This window comes from Flavobacterium sp. DSR2-3-3, from assembly GCF_049896585.1.
Classification (GTDB): Bacteria; Bacteroidota; Bacteroidia; order Flavobacteriales; family Flavobacteriaceae; genus Flavobacterium.
Map to the genome: position 1 here is coordinate 239,599 of NZ_JAFCUP010000001.1, position 18,580 is coordinate 258,178.

General features: G+C 28.4%; 22 protein-coding genes. 14 read left to right on the plus strand and 8 right to left on the minus strand.

Translation table 11 applies throughout. The features are described from left to right. The first annotated feature begins 172 nt into the window (after positions 1-172). The 5 genes from ACP7AQ_RS01015 to xseB all read left to right on the plus strand — a co-directional run bounded on the left by ACP7AQ_RS01015 (position 173) and on the right by xseB (position 4,662). On the plus strand, positions 173-1,021 hold the full coding sequence (locus ACP7AQ_RS01015) for an AAA family ATPase (RefSeq protein WP_426094052.1): 849 nt from the start codon (positions 173-175) through the stop codon (positions 1,019-1,021). After that, positions 1,002-2,165, plus strand: coding sequence for a DUF3871 family protein (locus ACP7AQ_RS01020; RefSeq protein WP_426094053.1), 1,164 nt, complete (start codon positions 1,002-1,004; stop codon positions 2,163-2,165). The genes ACP7AQ_RS01015 and ACP7AQ_RS01020 overlap by 20 nt, the downstream gene beginning before the upstream one ends. A gap of 204 nt (positions 2,166-2,369) precedes the next feature. Then, positions 2,370-2,753 carry a hypothetical protein gene (locus ACP7AQ_RS01025; protein ID WP_426094054.1) on the plus strand — a complete coding sequence of 128 codons (384 nt, stop codon included), beginning with the start codon at positions 2,370-2,372 and terminating at the stop codon, positions 2,751-2,753. Positions 2,754-3,028: 275 nt separating this feature from the next. Continuing rightward, positions 3,029-4,507: an exodeoxyribonuclease VII large subunit gene (xseA, locus tag ACP7AQ_RS01030; protein WP_426094055.1), complete on the plus strand. Its 1,479-nt coding sequence runs from the start codon at positions 3,029-3,031 to the stop codon at positions 4,505-4,507. After that, positions 4,468-4,662 carry an exodeoxyribonuclease VII small subunit gene (gene xseB / locus ACP7AQ_RS01035; RefSeq protein ID WP_426094056.1) on the plus strand — a complete coding sequence of 65 codons (195 nt, stop codon included), beginning with the start codon at positions 4,468-4,470 and terminating at the stop codon, positions 4,660-4,662. The genes xseA and xseB overlap by 40 nt, the downstream gene beginning before the upstream one ends. An 11-nt stretch (positions 4,663-4,673) precedes the next feature. Here xseB and ACP7AQ_RS01040 read toward each other — a convergent pair whose 3' ends face one another. The 7 genes from ACP7AQ_RS01040 to ACP7AQ_RS01070 all read right to left on the minus strand — a co-directional run bounded on the left by ACP7AQ_RS01040 (position 4,674) and on the right by ACP7AQ_RS01070 (position 12,004). Then, complete coding sequence (locus ACP7AQ_RS01040; RefSeq protein ID WP_426094057.1) at positions 4,674-5,405, minus strand: hypothetical protein; 732 nt, start codon at positions 5,403-5,405, stop codon at positions 4,674-4,676. Positions 5,406-5,411: 6 nt separating this feature from the next. Further along, positions 5,412-5,882 carry a Panacea domain-containing protein gene (locus tag ACP7AQ_RS01045; RefSeq protein WP_426094058.1) on the minus strand — a complete coding sequence of 157 codons (471 nt, stop codon included), beginning with the start codon at positions 5,880-5,882 and terminating at the stop codon, positions 5,412-5,414. A 168-nt stretch (positions 5,883-6,050) separates the two neighbouring features. Next, positions 6,051-6,215: a DNA/RNA helicase domain-containing protein gene (locus ACP7AQ_RS01050; protein WP_426094294.1), complete on the minus strand. Its 165-nt coding sequence runs from the start codon at positions 6,213-6,215 to the stop codon at positions 6,051-6,053. 1 nt (position 6,216) lies between these two features. Then, entirely contained in the window at positions 6,217-8,079 is a 1,863-nt protein-coding gene (locus ACP7AQ_RS01055; RefSeq protein ID WP_426094059.1) for a DNA/RNA helicase domain-containing protein, read from the minus strand. Continuing rightward, complete coding sequence (locus ACP7AQ_RS01060; protein WP_426094060.1) at positions 8,076-8,684, minus strand: nucleotide pyrophosphohydrolase; 609 nt, start codon at positions 8,682-8,684, stop codon at positions 8,076-8,078. The genes ACP7AQ_RS01055 and ACP7AQ_RS01060 overlap by 4 nt, the downstream gene beginning before the upstream one ends. A gap of 11 nt (positions 8,685-8,695) precedes the next feature. Beyond that, complete coding sequence (locus tag ACP7AQ_RS01065) at positions 8,696-10,657, minus strand: tetratricopeptide repeat protein (protein WP_426094061.1); 1,962 nt, start codon at positions 10,655-10,657, stop codon at positions 8,696-8,698. Between the two features lie 282 nt (positions 10,658-10,939). Then, complete coding sequence (locus ACP7AQ_RS01070; RefSeq protein WP_426094062.1) at positions 10,940-12,004, minus strand: HNH endonuclease domain-containing protein; 1,065 nt, start codon at positions 12,002-12,004, stop codon at positions 10,940-10,942. A gap of 547 nt (positions 12,005-12,551) precedes the next feature. Here ACP7AQ_RS01070 and ACP7AQ_RS01075 point away from each other — a divergent pair. The 4 genes from ACP7AQ_RS01075 (at position 12,552) to ACP7AQ_RS01090 (ending at position 15,324) form a co-directional block, all read left to right on the plus strand. After that, positions 12,552-12,956, plus strand: a complete 405-nt coding sequence (locus ACP7AQ_RS01075) for a hypothetical protein (protein WP_426094063.1) — start codon at positions 12,552-12,554, stop codon at positions 12,954-12,956. 99 nt (positions 12,957-13,055) lie between these two features. Beyond that, a complete protein-coding gene (locus ACP7AQ_RS01080; protein WP_426094064.1) occupies positions 13,056-13,514 on the plus strand; it encodes a JAB domain-containing protein in 459 nt (152 codons plus the stop codon). A gap of 227 nt (positions 13,515-13,741) precedes the next feature. After that, entirely contained in the window at positions 13,742-14,911 is a 1,170-nt protein-coding gene (locus ACP7AQ_RS01085; protein WP_426094065.1) for a hypothetical protein, read from the plus strand. 80 nt (positions 14,912-14,991) lie between these two features. After that, a complete protein-coding gene (locus tag ACP7AQ_RS01090) occupies positions 14,992-15,324 on the plus strand; it encodes a hypothetical protein (RefSeq protein WP_426094066.1) in 333 nt (110 codons plus the stop codon). 8 nt (positions 15,325-15,332) lie between these two features. Here the strand turns inward: ACP7AQ_RS01090 and ACP7AQ_RS01095 are convergent, their stop codons facing one another. Next, entirely contained in the window at positions 15,333-15,623 is a 291-nt protein-coding gene (locus tag ACP7AQ_RS01095; protein ID WP_426094067.1) for a helix-turn-helix domain-containing protein, read from the minus strand. A 115-nt stretch (positions 15,624-15,738) separates the two neighbouring features. Between ACP7AQ_RS01095 and ACP7AQ_RS01100 the strand changes: the two genes are divergently transcribed. The 5 genes from ACP7AQ_RS01100 to ACP7AQ_RS01120 all read left to right on the plus strand — a co-directional run bounded on the left by ACP7AQ_RS01100 (position 15,739) and on the right by ACP7AQ_RS01120 (position 18,577). Then, entirely contained in the window at positions 15,739-16,329 is a 591-nt protein-coding gene (locus ACP7AQ_RS01100; RefSeq protein WP_426094068.1) for a hypothetical protein, read from the plus strand. 210 nt (positions 16,330-16,539) lie between these two features. Next, complete coding sequence (locus ACP7AQ_RS01105) at positions 16,540-16,989, plus strand: hypothetical protein (RefSeq protein WP_416842053.1); 450 nt, start codon at positions 16,540-16,542, stop codon at positions 16,987-16,989. Between the two features lie 69 nt (positions 16,990-17,058). Further along, positions 17,059-17,817 carry a hypothetical protein gene (locus ACP7AQ_RS01110; RefSeq protein ID WP_426094069.1) on the plus strand — a complete coding sequence of 253 codons (759 nt, stop codon included), beginning with the start codon at positions 17,059-17,061 and terminating at the stop codon, positions 17,815-17,817. A gap of 50 nt (positions 17,818-17,867) precedes the next feature. Then, entirely contained in the window at positions 17,868-18,068 is a 201-nt protein-coding gene (locus ACP7AQ_RS01115; RefSeq protein WP_416842056.1) for a hypothetical protein, read from the plus strand. Positions 18,069-18,073: 5 nt separating this feature from the next. Continuing rightward, positions 18,074-18,577, plus strand: coding sequence for a J domain-containing protein (locus ACP7AQ_RS01120; protein ID WP_426094070.1), 504 nt, complete (start codon positions 18,074-18,076; stop codon positions 18,575-18,577). Positions 18,578-18,580: the final 3 nt, after the last annotated feature.

Consider the following 18,580-nt stretch of genomic DNA (forward strand, 5'->3'; position numbering starts at 1 on the left):
TTATATATAAACTATATAGAAAATATAATATACTAAAAGAGTTGCGACCATTTTTCTTTGGATTTATGTCCAATAAAATCTTCTTAAAAGCGACTATCATAACATTTTGTGATAGTCGCTTTTTCATTTTAATCTAAACAAACTTAAATGTTAATCTTTAAAATTATAAATCATGGAATTAAAAAAATCAGAAAGAAGTCAAGCCAAAATAAAAATGGCTTTACAGGCTCCATCAGGAGCAGGAAAGAGTTACAGTGCTTTATTATTAGCTCAAGGTCTAACCAATGGAAACCATGATAAAGTAGCTGTTATTGACACAGAAGCAGGGTCAAGTAATCTGTATGCTCATTTAGGTAGTTACAATGTTTTAAACCTAGAATCTCCTCATTCTCCAGAAAGATACATTGAGGCAATAGACTTATGTATTAAATCAGGTATGGAAGTTATAATTCTGGATAGTATTTCTCATTGTTGGGATTTCCTATTAGATTATCATGCTTCCCTTGCTGGTAATAGTTTCACTAACTGGAATAAGGTAACACCTCGTCAGAAAGCTTTTGTAAATAAGATATTAGACAGTGATATTCATATTATTTGCACAATGCGTGTAAAACAGGATTATGTCCTGAGTGAGAGAAATGGCAAGATGGTTCCTGAAAAAGTAGGATTAAAAGCAATACAAAGAGATGAGATTAGCTACGAGTTTACAATTGTTTTTGACATCGATTACAAACATTTTGCAACAGCTTCTAAAGATAGGACTAACTTGTTTGAAGGAAAACCCCAGTTTGTTATTAACTCAAATACAGGTAAAAAGATTTTAGACTGGTGCAATAGTGTCATGACTAAGGGAGAGCTACAGGTTAAAGTAAGTGAATGCAATAATCTATCAGAGCTTACAAATCTTTATAACCAAAACCTAGAGATTGCTAAAAGCATAGAACAGGACTTTGTTGCAAAGAAAAACCTTTTACAACAACTAACATCTAATATATCATCAAATGGAAATGGAACTCACTAAAATCAGAGACGAGGAGTCTCTTTCACAAGTACCTAGAGTTATTACAGATATTATATCTATCGGTTTAAATAAATCTGCACAAATACAGACAAACACTTCTTTTATTGAAGTTACTTCAGAAAATAGAAGTGAAAATTTTGGGGAAGATAAACAAGTTTTACATATACCTGAAATCTATAATGGTGTAAGGAATCTAGGTTTAGAAGAACCTTCAAATATTACACAAAAATCACCTTTTATCGAGGCTAACACAGAGGAGGTTAGCCTTTTTCATTTAAAAGAGAAATGTGTCATTCCAGTCTTCACAAAGGACAACGAAATTACCTTAAGCCATCAGGAGTTTATAGAAACTACATTGTCAGCTATTACTAGGATGTTTCCAAATGAAAACCTAGATACTCCTGAAATTAGAGTTAGCCATCAAATTAAAGGTAGAACTCCAGATGCTTTGCACATTGCTGCTAAAGATTTGCAAGAACATCAAAGGACTTCATATTTTGAGAGAATGGCTTTTATTATAAGGATTCCAGGTATTACTGAAACCATAAATGGTAACAAGTTATCACTGACAGTTGGTGGTGTTAGAAATTATAACGGAGAGAACCTATATAACAAGAAAACGTATGAAAAATTTAAATTCTTCATAGGTTTCCAAAATATGGTATGTTGTAATCTTTGCGTTTCTACAGATGGCTATCAAAGTGAAATTAGAGCCATGAGCTATTTAGACCTAGAGGATAAAATGCTACATGTTATACAAGGTTATAATGCCAACCATCATTTAAGCACTATGAAAAGCCTAGTTGACCATTCTCTTTCTGAAAGTCAATTTGCTCAAATTATTGGTAAAGCGAGATTGTATAATTATCTGCCTAAAAAAGAAAAGGCTCTAATACCTGAGCTGCTCTTGAATGATGGACACATTAATACTGTAGCTAAAGACTATTACCAAGATGAAAGCTTTTGTAGAAATGCTAATGGCGATATCAGTATGTGGGAGTTTTACAATTTGCTAACAGGGAGCAATAAGACTTCCTATGTTGACACTTTCCTTGAAAGAGGAGTGAATGCCTTCAGCTTTTCTGAAGGTGTCTCAAAAGCACTAAGTGGTAGTTCTACCAACTATTCTTGGTTTTTGAGGTAATACCCCCCAGCCTCTTTAGTTAGGGGTTGGGGTTTTAAATAAAGTTTCTCGAAAACATAAGAAAAAGATTAACTATCTTTTCGAATTCTCTTAAAAACTTGTATATATTTGATAACATATAGAGATTGGCGGAAATAATCACATAACACAAGCAAAGCCGCGGTATCCTATGGAAACTGCCAAAAATAAAAAAATTACAATATTATGAAAGATAAAGAACAAATTTTTGAAGGCTTCTCAGCTGAACTTAAGCGTAATCTCGCTGCGAGATATGTGAAAAATAATAATTTTTTAAATATTATTTCGGTTTCAGAAGAAGCCATACTCTTCTTATTAGTGAATTCAATTTTAGTCACCCGCAAACAAGGATTGAAGAATACTGCACTACCTCAAAATAGTAAAGACCTTTTGATTGAAGGACTTTCCATAAATTTAAGAAAATTTATGCCTAATGATATTGACAATCAAAGAATTGAAAACATAGTAGCTGAATACGATAGAAGAATTAAAGAATATAATATTATTAACATTGTTAATGAACATTATAATGAGCTTTATGGTAATCAAGGTGGAAATGTTATAAAATAAAAATTAAAAATGTCTTCCAATAACAAGTGGTTTGGATAGGTTTAAGTTAATCCTAATTATAATCTGATTTTACTTTTTAAAGTCATTGATTTAGAGAAAGTCAGTGTGTCCTATTCTTAATTTGATGAACTGCCATTAGTACAATATCTTAAAGATAAGTAATAGTTCTAAAAATTATGTTTGTTTGTTTTTTAGTTAAATTGAAGAGGCTTCCTCAAAAACAAGTAAAATCCTAGCAAGTAAAGACAAAATTGTTTTTTTTATATATTTGACTTATGACTATTAAAAAAACTTATTCCCTATCAAAAATTTTAAATGGAATAAAACTACATCTTGAACAAAGAGTCAAGGGTAAATATTTTTGGTTGAAAGTGGAAATTTCTAATATAAGTTTTCATAGAAGTGGTCATTGTTATATTGATTTAGTTGAAACAAAAAACAGTCAAATTTTAGCACAGTGTAAAGCAACTATTTGGAATTACAATATAGACGTAATTAAGTCTGAATTGGGAACTGATTTCAATAATATTTTAAAAAAAGGTTCAGAAATTCTGTGTTATTCAGAACTGACTTATCATGAAATATATGGCTTACAAATTAAAATCATATCTATTGACAAATCATTTATTATCGGAGAACTTGAAAAAAAGAAACAAAATACATTAGAGCAACTTAAAAATGAAGGGTTAATTGGTAAAAACAAAGAAGTATACCTTCCAATAGTAATACAAAAAATTGCTCTAATTGGTTCTCCAAACACATCAGGTCATATCGATTTTTTAAAACAACTTGAAAAAAACGGTTATGGCTTTAAATTTGAAGTAATAGAATACCATTGTCAAGTCCAAGGAGATAAGGCTGAAATAGAAATCTTATCTGCACTCAATAAATTGAAAAACAAAACATTCGATGCAATTATGATAATAAGAGGAGGTGGCTCTAAACTTGATCTAGAAGTTTTCAATTCTTATATTTTAGCAAAGGAAATAGCAAATTTCCATCTTCCTGTTTTTACAGGAATTGGTCACGAAACAGACATTTCTGTTATTGATTTAGTTGCAAACAAATATTTCAAAACACCCAGTGCTGTTGGCAGCTATTTAGTAGAAAGAGCTTACCAATATTACGTAAAAGTAACGTCAAGTTATAATTATATTAAGGAATATTATAATAGAAAAATATTAGCAGTTAAAAATAAATTAAATTCTAATACACAGTATTTACATTCAAAGTCTCATAGTATTACAAGATTAAATAGGGGAAGCTTACATACCATTTCAAATAGAATTATTTCACAAGTAAATCATAGGTTAAATCAAGAAAAATCATTTTTAAATTTGGGTGTAGAAGTGATAAATGCTAAACCTAAAAACTATATTAGTAATCAAAAAAGAAGCTTCTCAGAATTTAAAGAAATGATTCTATTATACTCTAGACAATTAACATCTAATGCTATAAAAAATAATGAACAAAATTTGAATTTGATATTTTTATATGTACGAAGTATATTAAAAAAAGAAAATAATTTTATTAGAAGTATTGAGGATATTCCTGAAATTTTTGATCCCAAAAACGTCCTTAAAAAAGGTTATAGCATTATAAGAATAAATGATATTGTCATCAATAACAAGACTATTTTAAAACTTGGAGATGAAATTGAAATTGAATTATACAACAGAAAATTAAAGGCAGTAATAACAAAAGACACAAACAAATGGCAGAGCTTAATTACGAAAATGCTTCAAAAGAATTAGAAGAAATTTTAAACCAATTAAAGAATGATGAGGTTTCCATCGATGAACTTGCTGAAAAAGTAGAAAGAGCATCAAAATTAATACTTTTTTGTAAAGAAAAATTAAGCAATACAGAGAAAAAAGTTGAAGATATAATAAGTAAATTGGGGTTGTAAAAGTATTAAAACTATTCTTTTTCCATAAATTTTAATATCCCTTCTTCCATGATTTCCGAAAAGCTTACCTTATGAGATATTTTTTCATATTCATTTAAAAAATCATCATCTAAATAACCTAAAATTGCATTACAAGAGCTTAGTTTAGTTGGGATTTTTGAAATGCTATTTTTTATATTACAGTCGTTACACTGTGGCTTTTCTCTCATTGCATTGTGAATGTCAATTTTCATTGATGAATATTCACAACTTAATGGATAACAATCATTCACAACATAATGATAATTTTTAGATGGCTGTAAGTTATGAAGTGGATCTAATAATACTATATAAAAAATAGTATGATCTTCATTCCAAAAACCTACTACTCTACCATTAGCTTTTGAAATTTGAAATTGATGAAATGGAAAATCATCATCATTATCAATATATAATTTATTTACCCAAGTTATATCAGATTTATCAATCGGGATATTTTTGCTTTCCCAATTAATTCTATGGTATCGATAAAAATTTTTTGTGTTTTTATCACTAAAAATTGCGGATCTTTCTTTTTGAGACAAATCTTTTAACCTTTCTATCAATGATACAAACCATTGTGGGTCAGAATTACTTAGTCCAAAGAATTTAATTTGATTAAAAAATTCAAATGAAAAAGCCCATTTTTTATTTTTATCTAATTTGGTTGCAACTGGTTGATAGGATTTACTTATTGGAGTTACAATGATTGTATCTTGGGGCATAAACTACTATTGAATTCTCTTTCTAAAATATTCTCCTAATAAAACATCATCAATTACTTCTTCACACCTTTCATTTGCAGCGTAACCATTTCTTGCAGAAATCCAAGGTTCTTCTTTATGTGTCATTTCTTCTAAATCTACACCAGAATATGGTGCATAAACCTCTAAAACTTTATTAATATGTAATATTTCTTCATCTGTTAGTTTAGCTATTACTTCTAAATCTTGAATGTCAGTTATATTAATCTCAGAATATAAATACTTACTTGAATTAAACCTATCATAAATCTGCCTATTAACAGGTCCATGTACCCAAGCCTGAAAATCTCCGTTAAACAATTTAACTTTTTTAAATGCTAAATGCCATGCTTGAATATAAAACAAAAGTTTTTGCAACTTAATATTACTCAAAGGCATATCCTCTTCTTGCTTTAATCTAAGAATGACATAATCACAAATTTGATTTATGTTTTTCATCACATTTTTTTTTAGTTTTGTGCAAATCTAACTTTTAAAAGTTGAAATTCAACGTGAATTTAGGTAATATTTCCCTACAAACCAAATATATAAACAATTTTGATTTTTAAATTTAAATTGAATCGTCTTTAAATTAGGCATTAATAATTTAAAGACTTCATATGTTTTTCAATCCTTAATTCTACTTCTAAAATATTTTTCAACCTCTTTATCTACAAAATACACATAACATCCTTTCATCGCTCTTGTCATTAAAACACGATAAATATTTTTAACATATTCATCAAAATTTTCTTTACCTCTTTTTAAAGTAGGATCTTTTGTTCCGTTAATATTACTCTTGTACTACTAATTTTTTAAAATATTCATTAGTTTCTTTATCTACACAATAAATATAACAACCTTTCATTCCTCTAGTCATCAATGTTCTATAAGTATTTCTAACTATTATACTCATTAATTCTTGCGTATAAATAGGATTACTTTTCATCATTTTTTTGTATCCTCTAACCGTTGAATCATTTGCATCTCTCTTATTTGGATTAATAATAACAATACCATCTCTAACAATTAAGTCTTCGCCTATAATAACACCAATATAGTCCACTTCTAATCCTTGACAAGTATGGATACATCCAATTTCATTAACTGATTCTGGTTGAATAACCCACTTCATTCCATCTTCCGTAAGATTCCATTTCATTGCAAAATCATATTCTGGAAATACTATATCATTTGCTTTAAAATCTTTTTTACTATTCCACTTCCAACAATATCCAGCAACAAGTCTTGCTTTGTTGCTAATTTTATTTTTCTCAAAAATCAAATCTCTTAATTCTGCTGGATTATCGAGTACTTTAAAATCATACTCCTCGGTATCTAATACGGTATTTGCTGTTTCTCTAATTTGTAAAATATAATCTAACCAAGCCAAATAACCATCTGAACCATTACATCTAAATTGAGAATTTAACTCTAGAACAGTCACATCTGCATTAAATTCATCAGCCCACTTTTTTATTTCATCAATTTCACCAATATCATGAATTGCAACCTTCTGATTCTCATCAATAAAAAATATTGAAAACTTAGTAGCATTCATTATTTCCTTTATCTGATTTTCTCCCAAATTCTTATACATCCCAGACTTTGCATTCAATCTATGCGCTTCATCTACAATTAGAGCATCAAAAATATTAGGCATTACACTGGTAAATGATCCTGAACCAGTGAAAAAATTTGTGATTTCTGATTTTTTAAATGAGCCTTTTAATTTTGTTTCATATACAGCTCTAGGTGCAGCATTTTTTGTCACATATTGAGCTAAGTACTTTTGGCTCGTAAGTTTTACTAATAAGTTAATTGCAACAACTGACTTTCCTGTTCCTGGTCCACCTTGAACTATTAAAACTTGTTTTTTTTCTGAAGTTGCCTTCTTTGCTAAAGCTAAAGCATTTTCATAAACTACTTTTTGATCGTCAATCATTATAAATTCATCATTCCCTTTCAACATAGATGACAAATTATCTGCTAAACTTTTTGAAGGTCTAATTCTGCCTCCATCAATTTCAAACATGATATTATCCTTATCCCCAAACTTGACAAATTTCTTTATAAAATCTCTTAACTTGAATATGTCTGTCTTAAAAAATAAAGGCGCAAGATCAATATACTCTTGATAAAATTTATTGTCTAGTTTATTGTCCGCAGTATAATTATGTAAATAAGCGCAAGGCTTCAATTGTATATTAGAAGTATAAACAGCCTCATTAAAACCCTCTAATAATGATGCATATGACCATGCTTGATACGACGGATGACTAACTTCTCTATTCCTCTTACCTACAAATGTTGTAACAACAGCATCTTTGTCTGTCATCTCAGATTCAGACCATTGCTTTAGCTCAATAAGAATAGCATAGTTTTTATTTTTCTCATCCTGCCCCGTAAGTATAAAGTCAATCCTTTTGGAAGTTTGTGGAATTTGGTATTCAATAATAACTCCTGCATCCTTAGGAATTTCATTGTCTACCAATACATTATTCATGTATTGCATAGAATTTTTCCAAGAATTTATTTCACCTGTTGTAGAAGCTTGACCTAATTTTAATTTAAAAAAATCATGAATTATATTTTCTATATTATTTGAAACGACATCATTGATAAATGATTCTTTAGTATTCTGATATATTATCATAGTTCATTATATTTTTTTGCTGTTCCTTTAGCCTTTTCTACAGGGTATTTTTTTGCATTACTTTTAATTTTTTCGAGAACTATTTTTTCAACATCTAGGTTCAGCTTGTCTGCAAGTAATAGTGCATATGCAAAAACATCTGCAAGTTCCTCTTTTATTTTGTCTCTATTTGCATCTTCATGATTCTTCCAAAGAAACTGCTCTAATAACTCATTTGACTCTATACTTAAAGCGATCGATAAATCTTTGGGATTATGAAATTGTTCCCATTCTCTATCATCTCTGAACTTTTTAAGCTCATTGATTAAAAACGAAGTTTGTGGCTTTGTAAATTGGTCTCTCTCAATAAATAAAACAAATTGTTCTAAATAATCATGAAATGACAGCGAAACAGGATGTTTTTCATAATTGAAATCTTCAATGTCAATTTCATTAATATTAATAGTATCATATCCGTTTTTATCTAAAAAATCATTGACAACTAATAATAATTCAACTAAATTTTCCTTAACATCAAATGTTTTAAAAAATAATCCATCACTCTGCAGAAAACCACCATAAAGTTCAGCTCCCTCACCACTGCTTGGAAAAAAATATCTTAACATAGTATAATAATTTATTTTTTAAACATTGTCAGTGCTAATTTATATTCTTCGTCAAAAGGTAATTGTAACTGTCCCAACATTTCTGGTATTGCAATTGACCAACTAACATAGTAATATGCTAATATTTGATACCCTGAAAAAGTTTGATTTGGTATAGAACTTAACTTGTAATTTTTGATGTTTGGATCATATCCTTGTGTCCCTTGCATTGCAATTTCAAAAGCAATTTTTTTTATTTCATCTTTGTTTTTTTCTTCAAAAAATTTCAGAGCTCCACCCATAAACATAACTACAGCCATATTTAAGCCTATCTCTTTTTGGCTCTCCAAAAAGGTCTCCATTTTCTTTTCTTTGATAGGATCTTTTTCTTCAGTTCCAAAAGGATTCTTACTTAGATCATCTATAAAACTATCTACATTACTTCTTTGTCTATATTGATTTTCTCCTATTAATTCAAAATTATCATTCAATTTTAAATCATCAGCCCAATGTTGTACTAATTCATATTCTTCGCCAGGTTTTTTATCTTCACTATATTCTAGAAACTCTTTATAAAATTTATTGGCAGTATCCATTTCGATTTTAGAAGCTTTATATTCACTAATAAAATCAACTGCATATAAATTTTTCAACTGCATCGCACCAACCAAATTATAAATTTTAGTGTCCGAAATTATCTCTTTTGGTGTGAACTCTAAAACCTGCTTATCAGTAACTGCTTTTAATCCATCTTGAACTAAATTCATTAAAGAAACGAATTGATAAGGCCTCAATTCTGGATGTTCTTTATACAACAGATTTTCAATAAAAAGGTCTATTGGTGCATTAAAGATCAATGAACTAATTCCCGAAAATAACCCTGATCCATATGTATTAATTCCTGCTTCAGAAATTCCCTTTTGCTTTAATTTCTTTAGCGATGAATCTATATTTCTTAGGAAGATGTTTTTATGTTGTTGTGTAGTAGTAAACAATAAATTATTTTCTTCTTCTTGTGCGTCTAAAACAAAATCTAAATGCACCAACTCGTGCATTATCAAATGCTCATACGCTGGTACCGTATCTTTAAATTTTACTATATGTTTTTCCCGATCATGGTTCTCCGCAAATTCTATTTTTGCAGCTGTAAGTATCGTTTCATCTTTAATTATATCAATCTCAACACCACTCTTTTGTTCTAGAAATACCCTGAATTTTCTAAAAATATTTTTTCCTGTTTTTTCTTTAAAAATTTCATTCGCAATTTGATACGCCTCTTCAATTCCTTTTTTATAAAAGAAATCATTTTTATTAGAATACTTAGCCGTTTGAATAAAACTATAAAAAGCCGAATTTAAATCTCCTTCATGGTTGGCAATCATTGCAAGAGCATAATGGGTATTCGGATATTTTCCTTCCAAACTCAAAGCCTTATGGAAATATTTTTTAGCTTCTTCAAATTTATGCTGTTGCAATAGATTGGCACCAATGTTATTAATCGTAATGTTATCATCTGGCTTTGCGATTAATGCCTGATCATAATATTTCATTGCTGTCTCGATATCATTCTTATATTTTGCGAAAATATTACCCATCATCACCAATGCATATGCATTTTTAGAATCCCATCTTAAAGCATCTATAAGAGAATTAATAGCCTCCTCTTGATTTCCTTCATCAGAATAAATTTGCCCGATAATTCTATGGCATTCTGAATTAGTTGGATTTTGTTTAATTAAATTTTCTAATAGTGGTTTAGCTTCAGAAAAACTTCCATTTTCGCAAAAAGATATTGCTTTTTTAAAATCAACTTCTTGAGATGTAATCGAAACAATATCTATTTCAACAATTACAAATCCATTTTCAATTTTTACTTTTGGTTTATATGGGCCATAGGTGTAATATTCTTCTAATATCTTTACTATGTTTTCATTATCTGTAATATCTGGAAATATTGTATATAAAAAATGATCTATTTTGTGAATTATTTTCATTCTAATTATTCTCTTTTTCAATTTATTATTAACTATAATCTACTTATCAAACCAACAAATATACTCAAAAATAAAATGATGTTTAATCATGTCATTACGCTTAAAAAAAACAAATTTTGGGGTTAACCTAATCTCATGTTTAACAAATTTTGGAGATGGTATGAAGTAAGGATATACATGTTTTTTGAAATTTGTTTTTCTTCTCAAATTTACCATAGCTTCCTGTACATTGCTAAATCACCCGTTCTTCCAGACTTATCCCAATGCCCCAGAAACCTGAGTTTAATATTCATTCATATATAAAAATCCGTTATTACTTGCAATTGTTAACAAAGGTTGAATTGTACTCGAAAATTTTTCCTTCTCAAAACTCTCAATATTTGTAAAGATTGTAAGAAACTCATCCATATATTTACTTTTTGAATTGTCATGCTTATTGATTTCAAAAGCCAATTTTTGTAATTCAAAAAATTTATCAAAATGCTTTTCAAATAAAGGAAGTTTATCACTTTTTGAAGAATTAAATTTCTTCTCAATTGGTAATAAATTCCATATTAAATCATGCGAAACAAATGCATGAGGTACAAAATGGTCTAAGGCATAAGTTTTTTCGTCAAAATAAAGTTTAGTATCTGTGAAAATACAATTTATTGAACCTAGTTCTTTGAATACTAATTTCCAATATTCATTAGTTTGTTTAGTTAAACCATTTCTAGTAGCTGACTTAATTAGTTTATTTGGAATATCAGGAACATTAGGATTGCGAGTTTGAAGAAAAAGCGCTAAATTCCAATAACAGTAACCTTTTAATACTTTAGCGTTTGATTTTAAATAACTAATCCAAATAGGATTTATTTGTATAAAATCTTTGTATAAAGCATATAAACTATTATTTAGAAATAATTGAGAATCTGAATAAATTCTATTTTTCTGCTGATTATCAGTTTCATTATTGTTTTTAGGAAACCAAGGAGACAAAAACCAATGTGGAACGTTTTTATCAAAATGAAACAATTGATTTATTGTTTCCCTATTAGTTGAATTTTCTAAACAATAAAGAAGTCTATTTTTCTTTTCATCAATTGTTAAATTTTCTTCTTTAAGAATTCTTTCAACTGCAATTTGTAAATTATCTTGTTTTCCAAAAGAAATATGAAAATAATTAATGGTGTACCAAGAGTTGCTAATCATTCTTGAAAAAATTTTTCTCTTTGGCATTTCGATATTTCCTTCTTCTACCAATTCAATAATAGAAATTAACCAATAATATTTATAGGTAGCAGCTGTACTTCCAAAAACAGAAGCCAATTTATTTATTGGTAAATTATGTGAAAATGGTAAATTCATAATTCAATTTATAAACCCATGAAATAATGCAGTTATTGCAATACCTTATTACTTGTTAAGAAAACCAATACCTTTGGAACCGATAATTCAATGTTACTAAAATAGAGCATATCACTATTGTCTATCAGAACTTCAACTCGAATTTTGCCAACAACTTATAAAGCATCAAAGAAAAAAGTAATGTTATTTTCTTTAGAAATTCTACCTATTTATTTATTGGCTAGATAAAACAGATTTCTTTATTATTTTGTAATTACTGAATTGTATAATAAAATCATAGTGTTCAACTATTAATTTTTTAAAAGTAATTAAAAATACCTACATTTTTTTAAAAAAAATTTTAGATTTTTTTTGCTAAAAATTACTAGAGCATAAATGACCTTGGGAAAACACGTACCCCTTCCCAACCCCAACACAAAACCCTCACCCATCACTAGCATATCAGAAAATAATTCCCGTAGATATATTTACAAGTTGATAGCTGTATTTTAAGCTACAGGTTTATGTATTTGAATGCTAAAATGTTTAACTCAAAAAAATCAAGAACATGGTAAGAATTATTAACTACAAAAAAAGAGAAACAGAGGACGGGAAAGAATTCTTTGTACTTGAACTTCAAGGTGGAATTGAAATGGTAAAATCCAAAGAAACGGGCAAATTCTATGTTACAGCTAGAAAAGCTTCTATCTCATCAACATTTGATGAATTGACATGTCAAGCTTTAATTGGAACTGAATTACCTGGAAAGGTAGAGAAAGTAGAATGTGAAGCTTATGAGTATACCATCAAAGACACAGGTGAGGTTATTGTCTTAACCCATAGATTTGACTATGTAGAAGTAGAAAAAGCAACTGCTCCCAAAGTGGAGAAAAGCAAAACAACTGTTGATGAATTTATGAGCAATATTCCTAGTGGAAATTCTTTCTCAAGTAATGGTCAATTGCAACATTAATTTCATTTAAAATATCCTCTGTTCTTGTAAACCTAGATGGTTAAATAAGCTTAGAGGATATTTAATTTATTTACCATTTTTTCTAAATACTTCTAAATTATGAGAACAACCAGCTCCATAAATGAATTAGCAGAGATTCAGGTTTACTACTCTACACAAAATACCCAAAAAGAGAAAATTAATTCTGTGCAAACTGCTTACGAGTTCTTATTAAATTCTTGGGATCTAGGCACACTAGAACTACAGGAAGAATTCAAGGTTATCCTACTCAATAGAGCAAATGAAGCTTTAGGTATTTATTCTTTGTCCAAAGGTGGAATTACTGGAACTGTAGTAGATGTAAGATTACTATTTGCAGTAGCTTTAAAATGTAATGCTTGTGGTATAATCATTTCACATAACCACCCATCTGGCAACACAAAACCAAGTGATGCTGATATTAGCTTAACAAAGAAAATTAAAAAATGTTCTGATTTACTTGACATAACTTTAATAGATCACTTAATAATCACTAAAGTAGCTTTTTATAGCTTTTCAAATGAAGGAATGTTAACGTGAAAGCGTAAACTAATAAAGATAGGCCTTGAAACACCTATATTTCCAAGATTTACTTTTTTACAGATTACTATTAATAGCGTTTTCCTTAATTTGGTGCTTAATTTCCTTTACATATTTTAAAGATGCTTTTCTAAGTTATTACTTAAAATAAAGTAATTTAGTTTTTTATACTTCTCAAATTTGAAATGTACAAAATATTTATATTTACGATTTTAACGTAGAACAATATGGCTAATCTTCAGGATTATTTTGCAAACTTGAGAATTGAAAAGTTTGATAGTTTTACATTTAAAAACAACTTATCTAGCTTCAATATAGAGAAAAGCGCAGTTATTTTCTTTGATTTAGGGAATAATCCTCAGATTAATCTATATATAGACGATCACTATTCAGAATTAAATAAAAAATTTGCGGAAGTTGATAAAAATCTCATGTATATACCAAATTTAGATTATCCTGAAAACATAGTAGATCTTTTAAAATTCTACTCCCCTTATCTATCCGCAAGTGATCTAAAACAATTCTATTCTGAAAAGCATATTGCTTTAACTTTTACAAAGCAAATCACAGAATTATTTAATGAAGAACCAGATGTTTCTTCTTTCCTATCAGAATATCAAAGCATATTAGATTACATAGGTTATACAGGGAATATTAAAAGTGGTTTTCTATTTTTTGATAATGATACTACTTTAATTTTAGAATGTAATGACTTTGTTGTCACAGGTAATACCGAAGTATTCTTCAATGATTTAATAGCCTTTTTTAAGCATGTAAAAGGGGAGATTGAGGAATCTGATTCCATGATTGGAAATACTCAGGCATATGACCCTTATGAAAATCTCGATGAAGATGCTAAAGAGAAGATAAGAGGAATACAAATTCAATTAAGAGAATTAAAAGATAGTGGACAATTATTATTTGCTTTACCAATTCTTAAAGACATTTTGAATAATGAAGCCAATAAGATTAACCTGGATTCTACAAACACCATAGCAATTAGTTATGACTATAGAATTGTATTGCCACATTTTGATAATTTAGAAATACAATTAAGTCACTTGACAAAAGCTGTTTACATTTTGTTCTATAATAATCCTTACGGTATAAATATTAAGGAACTCTATAACTACAAAAAGGAACTGGAGAATTTATATTCCAAAATTTCTAATCAATTGGATTATGATAAAATGATGCAAAGTGTTGAAGACTTAGTTAAGCCCGAAAGCAAAGCCATTTATACTCATATTTCAAGAATAAAGTCAGCATTTTATAAACAAATGGATTTCGTTTATGCTAAAAACTTTATTGTAGCGGGAGGAACTTTTGGGGATGATTTTAAATACATTTCAATAATAAGACCTAAAATAGTTTATGACCCCGAATTTGATGATTAAACTTGCAAATTTGCAACTCTACAAACTGAATTCAACTAGACTATACATTTGCTCTACCTTAATTTAAAAAGTGTAGCAAAATGAAAAGATTATTGTTTTTAGTGTCGTTTATGTTTATTTCTGGGATTGTGTTTTCTCAGACCAATACGAAAACCACCTATCAACAAGGTTATATAAAACCAAGTACAAGTACTTATGTTCAAGGACATTATAAAACAGTTTCCAATAACACCAATACGGATAATTTTTCTACTACAGGAAATACAAATATTTACACAGGTACATCTGGGACAAAAGCTAAAGATTATTCTACCCAAGCTACAAATTACGGTAGCGAAAAGACAATTTACACAGGGTCAAATGAAGGTCAATATTACATAAACAGTAATAAAACCTATGTGCCAAAACAATGAATGATTCTTTATTTTGTAGAAGGTATATTTACTAAATCTTGAACTGAAACACCTAATGCTTCGCTTATTCTATAAAGAGTATAAACTGTGGGATTGGTTCTCCCAGATTCTATTCTTGAAATATTAGTTGTGTCAATGCTGCCTTCAATTTTACCAACTAAGTCAACTTGAGACAAACCCTTGCTCACTCTAATATCCTGTATGTTTTTACCAATAATTTTAAGCAAATCAGACTTCTCCATACTTGACATATTTGACAAGTCAAAAAAAGAGGTTATATTCGCTTTAGTTAATGCCATATATGACAAGTTTTATCGAAATAAATAACTTGTAATGTGTTAATAGTTGGTAATTAAGCTACACTCAATGATGTTGAATGAATCTTATTAAATCAAAACTTATTTTAAAAATGCTATGAAAAATTTCATATTGTATAATTACTTTCTAAATCAGACGAATCTCAGTTTTTTGGAGATGTTAAATATCAGGACTCAATTAAGAGATGAAAATCCTTTCGAGAATGTTGGTTGTTTTGAATTATGGAAGAAAATATTTGGCAATAATCGTAATTTGATTTACATCTTAAAAGAGGAAGATTTTGAAAAAATAAAATTCGTTATTATTGATGATTTTTACTTTGATGGAAATCTTGATTTTTTAGAAAAGTGTGTTAACCTAGAATCCATATATGTATGTGGTATTAATGGAAAGGGTAAAACAAAAGATTTGACACCGTTACAGAATCTAAACAAAATTAAATACTTGGACATAAATTATTCTTTAATAGATGATTTAACTCCGATAAGCAACCTAACAGAAATTGAAGAACTATACCTATTGGAAAATCCTTTAACAACCATAAAGCCAATATGCTATTTTAAAAAATTAAAAAAATTAAAACTCCATTATAATAATTTAAATTATGATGACCTACAATCTTATGCTTTTGATGAAAATGAGATTTTAGAATTAAAAAGTAATTCCTCCAACTGCAAAATAAACTAAGCTCATTTAAGAGAGCCCTTGCATTGTTATTTACTTTTTCAAAATGAGGAAAACCGTAAAGAACTTAACCTGGGGAAGCGTTGATTTGTAAATTATATTATTAAGCTTTAAAACCAATTACTTATGTTAGACTCTTTTTATCCGCATTTTATTTTAGTTCAAGAAAACACCTAATAACTCCTAATTTTTAGCATATATTTCAAAAGCATTATGACAGATATTACACAATTTTTTTTGCCCTTTTTTAGTTCCGTTTTATTCAATCACTCAAACCTAGCATTAATTGAACTATCTTTTTTTACATCAATATTAATGTTTGGGACAGTTGGGAAATTGGTAAACCAAAAGCCTGAGACATCCTTTGCTTCAATAGGATATTTAGTTTCAGTATCGTTATTCTTGAGTGCTGGTTATCTTGCATTCCATGAGCTTACTTGGTGGAAATCCACAATAAACATTATAGTAAGCACTATTGTTTTTCTGATAGTATCAGAATTAATTTTATTTGTCTTTATCCTTTTGTTTTCTGGTTTATATAATTATAATCATCAATCTTCTAAGAATGAAATAACACTAAAGAGAAGTGCTGCTTTATTCATTGCGACTATTACAATTATTGCCATTGCTTTATCGGTACTTCTTGAAAAACAAATATTTTAAACTAAGGAAAGATAAAGATGTGATTCCAGAAAGGAATCGCTTTAAAAGACCTCCAATAATTCAGTCAAAATGAAAAATTTATTATTAAGCTTTGCTCTCTTCTTTAGCTATGTCATCGTAGCACAAGAAAGCAATACAATTAAATATGGAAATCTATTGGAATTTAAAATTCCTGAAAAATATGAATTAAGAACAAATGCTGAACTAAATAGAAATAAAGATTTAATATTGAAAGAATTAGATTTCAAAGGTTCTAAATCACAGTATATTCTTCAGCCTAAAGGGATGAATAAAACGGCTGGAAAAATTGATTATTATTCAAAAATTTTAATTAAAATTGAATACGGCAATTTTGAAAGCAACAATAATATTGCAGAATATACACAAGAAAAATTAGACAATCTTGAAAAATACTTTAAGTCTGCAATAGAAAAATTGCCTAATACTCGCATTATTTACATGTCCCCGGTCAAAAAAATTACCCTTATAAACAAAAACTTTATAAATTTTGAAACTTTAGGCGTAACAAATCAGGATCCTTTAATTTCAGATAGAATAATGACTTTTATGGACAAAACTTATTTGATTCGTTTTACAATAAGCTATAGAGTTAGTGAAGAGGAATATTGGAGTAATGATATTCAAGAATTTTTGAATAGTATAATTATAAAAGATAAAGTAATAAAAAGAGTTTTGCCTCAAAAGGTGCAAAAGGTGCAAAAGAAGAAATTAACTCCGATGCAACTAAAAGTGTTGCAAGATTCTCAAAATCCTAATAATGACGCTTCTTTAAGAAGTATGCAGAGTATAAATAAACAAAACATCTAGATAATTGGTAATTATACAATTGTTAAGGGTAATAAAAAAATAAATATTTTATGAGAAAATTAATGAAAATTATGTTAATAATTTTAGCTTTCATTACAGCAATAATTCTAATTACTGTAACTGCAGGAATTTTTAGATTTGTAATATTTAATGCATTTAAATCAAGCGCAAAATCAATTTGGGAATATAATCCGGAAGAAAAAATAGAAGAATCTACCAATGCTGATAAATATGAACTTGATAAAAGATAACTTAAATGTTTGTAAATTATTATGCTCTTTTGGAGATTGATGAAAAATCAGTTGCTAAAGAAATTAAAATAGCTTTTAAAAAACAAGCTTTAAAGTGGCATCCAGACCGTAATTTAGGAAATGACACTAACAAAAGAATGCAAGAAATAAATGAAGCATATTTAATTCTTAATGACCTTGAAGCAAGAAAAAGGTACAGTATTGAATATCAAAATTTTAAACAATTCCTACAAAAAAGTAAACATAAAGATTTAGAAAGCCAGAAAAGTGAAAAATCTTATGAGTATTCTAATTATGAAGTAAAGGATGAGATATTAAACAAATGGATAAATCGTGCTAAAAAACAAGCAATTGAGCTAGCAAAACAAACAATTGAAGATTTTAAAGGTATAGTATCTATTGGGGTTAAATCGGCTAAAGATGAAATAATAAAAAGAATTGTCCCGAACTTAATTATTGGAATTGTCATATCTCTCATTTCAGTATTATATAAATCTTGTAGCAAATAATCT

Excerpts from the sequence above, each read along its gene's own strand:
- ACP7AQ_RS01090 (WP_426094066.1), top strand. The coding sequence starts at position 14,992 with ATGAAAAGATTATTGTTTTTAGTGTCGTTTATGTTTATTTCTGGGATT.
- ACP7AQ_RS01070 (WP_426094062.1), bottom strand. The coding sequence starts at position 12,004 with ATGAATTTACCATTTTCACATAATTTACCAATAAATAAATTGGCTTCT.
- ACP7AQ_RS01020 (WP_426094053.1), top strand. The coding sequence starts at position 1,002 with ATGGAAATGGAACTCACTAAAATCAGAGACGAGGAGTCTCTTTCACAA.
- ACP7AQ_RS01095 (WP_426094067.1), bottom strand. The coding sequence starts at position 15,623 with ATGGCATTAACTAAAGCGAATATAACCTCTTTTTTTGACTTGTCAAAT.
- ACP7AQ_RS01015 (WP_426094052.1), top strand. The coding sequence starts at position 173 with ATGGAATTAAAAAAATCAGAAAGAAGTCAAGCCAAAATAAAAATGGCT.
- ACP7AQ_RS01100 (WP_426094068.1), top strand. The coding sequence starts at position 15,739 with ATGAAAAATTTCATATTGTATAATTACTTTCTAAATCAGACGAATCTC.
- ACP7AQ_RS01060 (WP_426094060.1), bottom strand. The coding sequence starts at position 8,684 with ATGTTAAGATATTTTTTTCCAAGCAGTGGTGAGGGAGCTGAACTTTAT.
- ACP7AQ_RS01105 (WP_416842053.1), top strand. The coding sequence starts at position 16,540 with ATGACAGATATTACACAATTTTTTTTGCCCTTTTTTAGTTCCGTTTTA.
- ACP7AQ_RS01110 (WP_426094069.1), top strand. The coding sequence starts at position 17,059 with ATGAAAAATTTATTATTAAGCTTTGCTCTCTTCTTTAGCTATGTCATC.
- xseB (WP_426094056.1), top strand. The coding sequence starts at position 4,468 with ATGGCAGAGCTTAATTACGAAAATGCTTCAAAAGAATTAGAAGAAATT.
- ACP7AQ_RS01115 (WP_416842056.1), top strand. The coding sequence starts at position 17,868 with ATGAGAAAATTAATGAAAATTATGTTAATAATTTTAGCTTTCATTACA.
- ACP7AQ_RS01025 (WP_426094054.1), top strand. The coding sequence starts at position 2,370 with ATGAAAGATAAAGAACAAATTTTTGAAGGCTTCTCAGCTGAACTTAAG.
- ACP7AQ_RS01040 (WP_426094057.1), bottom strand. The coding sequence starts at position 5,405 with ATGCCCCAAGATACAATCATTGTAACTCCAATAAGTAAATCCTATCAA.
- ACP7AQ_RS01045 (WP_426094058.1), bottom strand. The coding sequence starts at position 5,882 with ATGAAAAACATAAATCAAATTTGTGATTATGTCATTCTTAGATTAAAG.
- ACP7AQ_RS01055 (WP_426094059.1), bottom strand. The coding sequence starts at position 8,079 with ATGATAATATATCAGAATACTAAAGAATCATTTATCAATGATGTCGTT.
- ACP7AQ_RS01085 (WP_426094065.1), top strand. The coding sequence starts at position 13,742 with ATGGCTAATCTTCAGGATTATTTTGCAAACTTGAGAATTGAAAAGTTT.
- ACP7AQ_RS01120 (WP_426094070.1), top strand. The coding sequence starts at position 18,074 with ATGTTTGTAAATTATTATGCTCTTTTGGAGATTGATGAAAAATCAGTT.
- ACP7AQ_RS01065 (WP_426094061.1), bottom strand. The coding sequence starts at position 10,657 with ATGAAAATAATTCACAAAATAGATCATTTTTTATATACAATATTTCCA.
- xseA (WP_426094055.1), top strand. The coding sequence starts at position 3,029 with ATGACTATTAAAAAAACTTATTCCCTATCAAAAATTTTAAATGGAATA.
- ACP7AQ_RS01080 (WP_426094064.1), top strand. The coding sequence starts at position 13,056 with ATGAGAACAACCAGCTCCATAAATGAATTAGCAGAGATTCAGGTTTAC.
- ACP7AQ_RS01075 (WP_426094063.1), top strand. The coding sequence starts at position 12,552 with ATGGTAAGAATTATTAACTACAAAAAAAGAGAAACAGAGGACGGGAAA.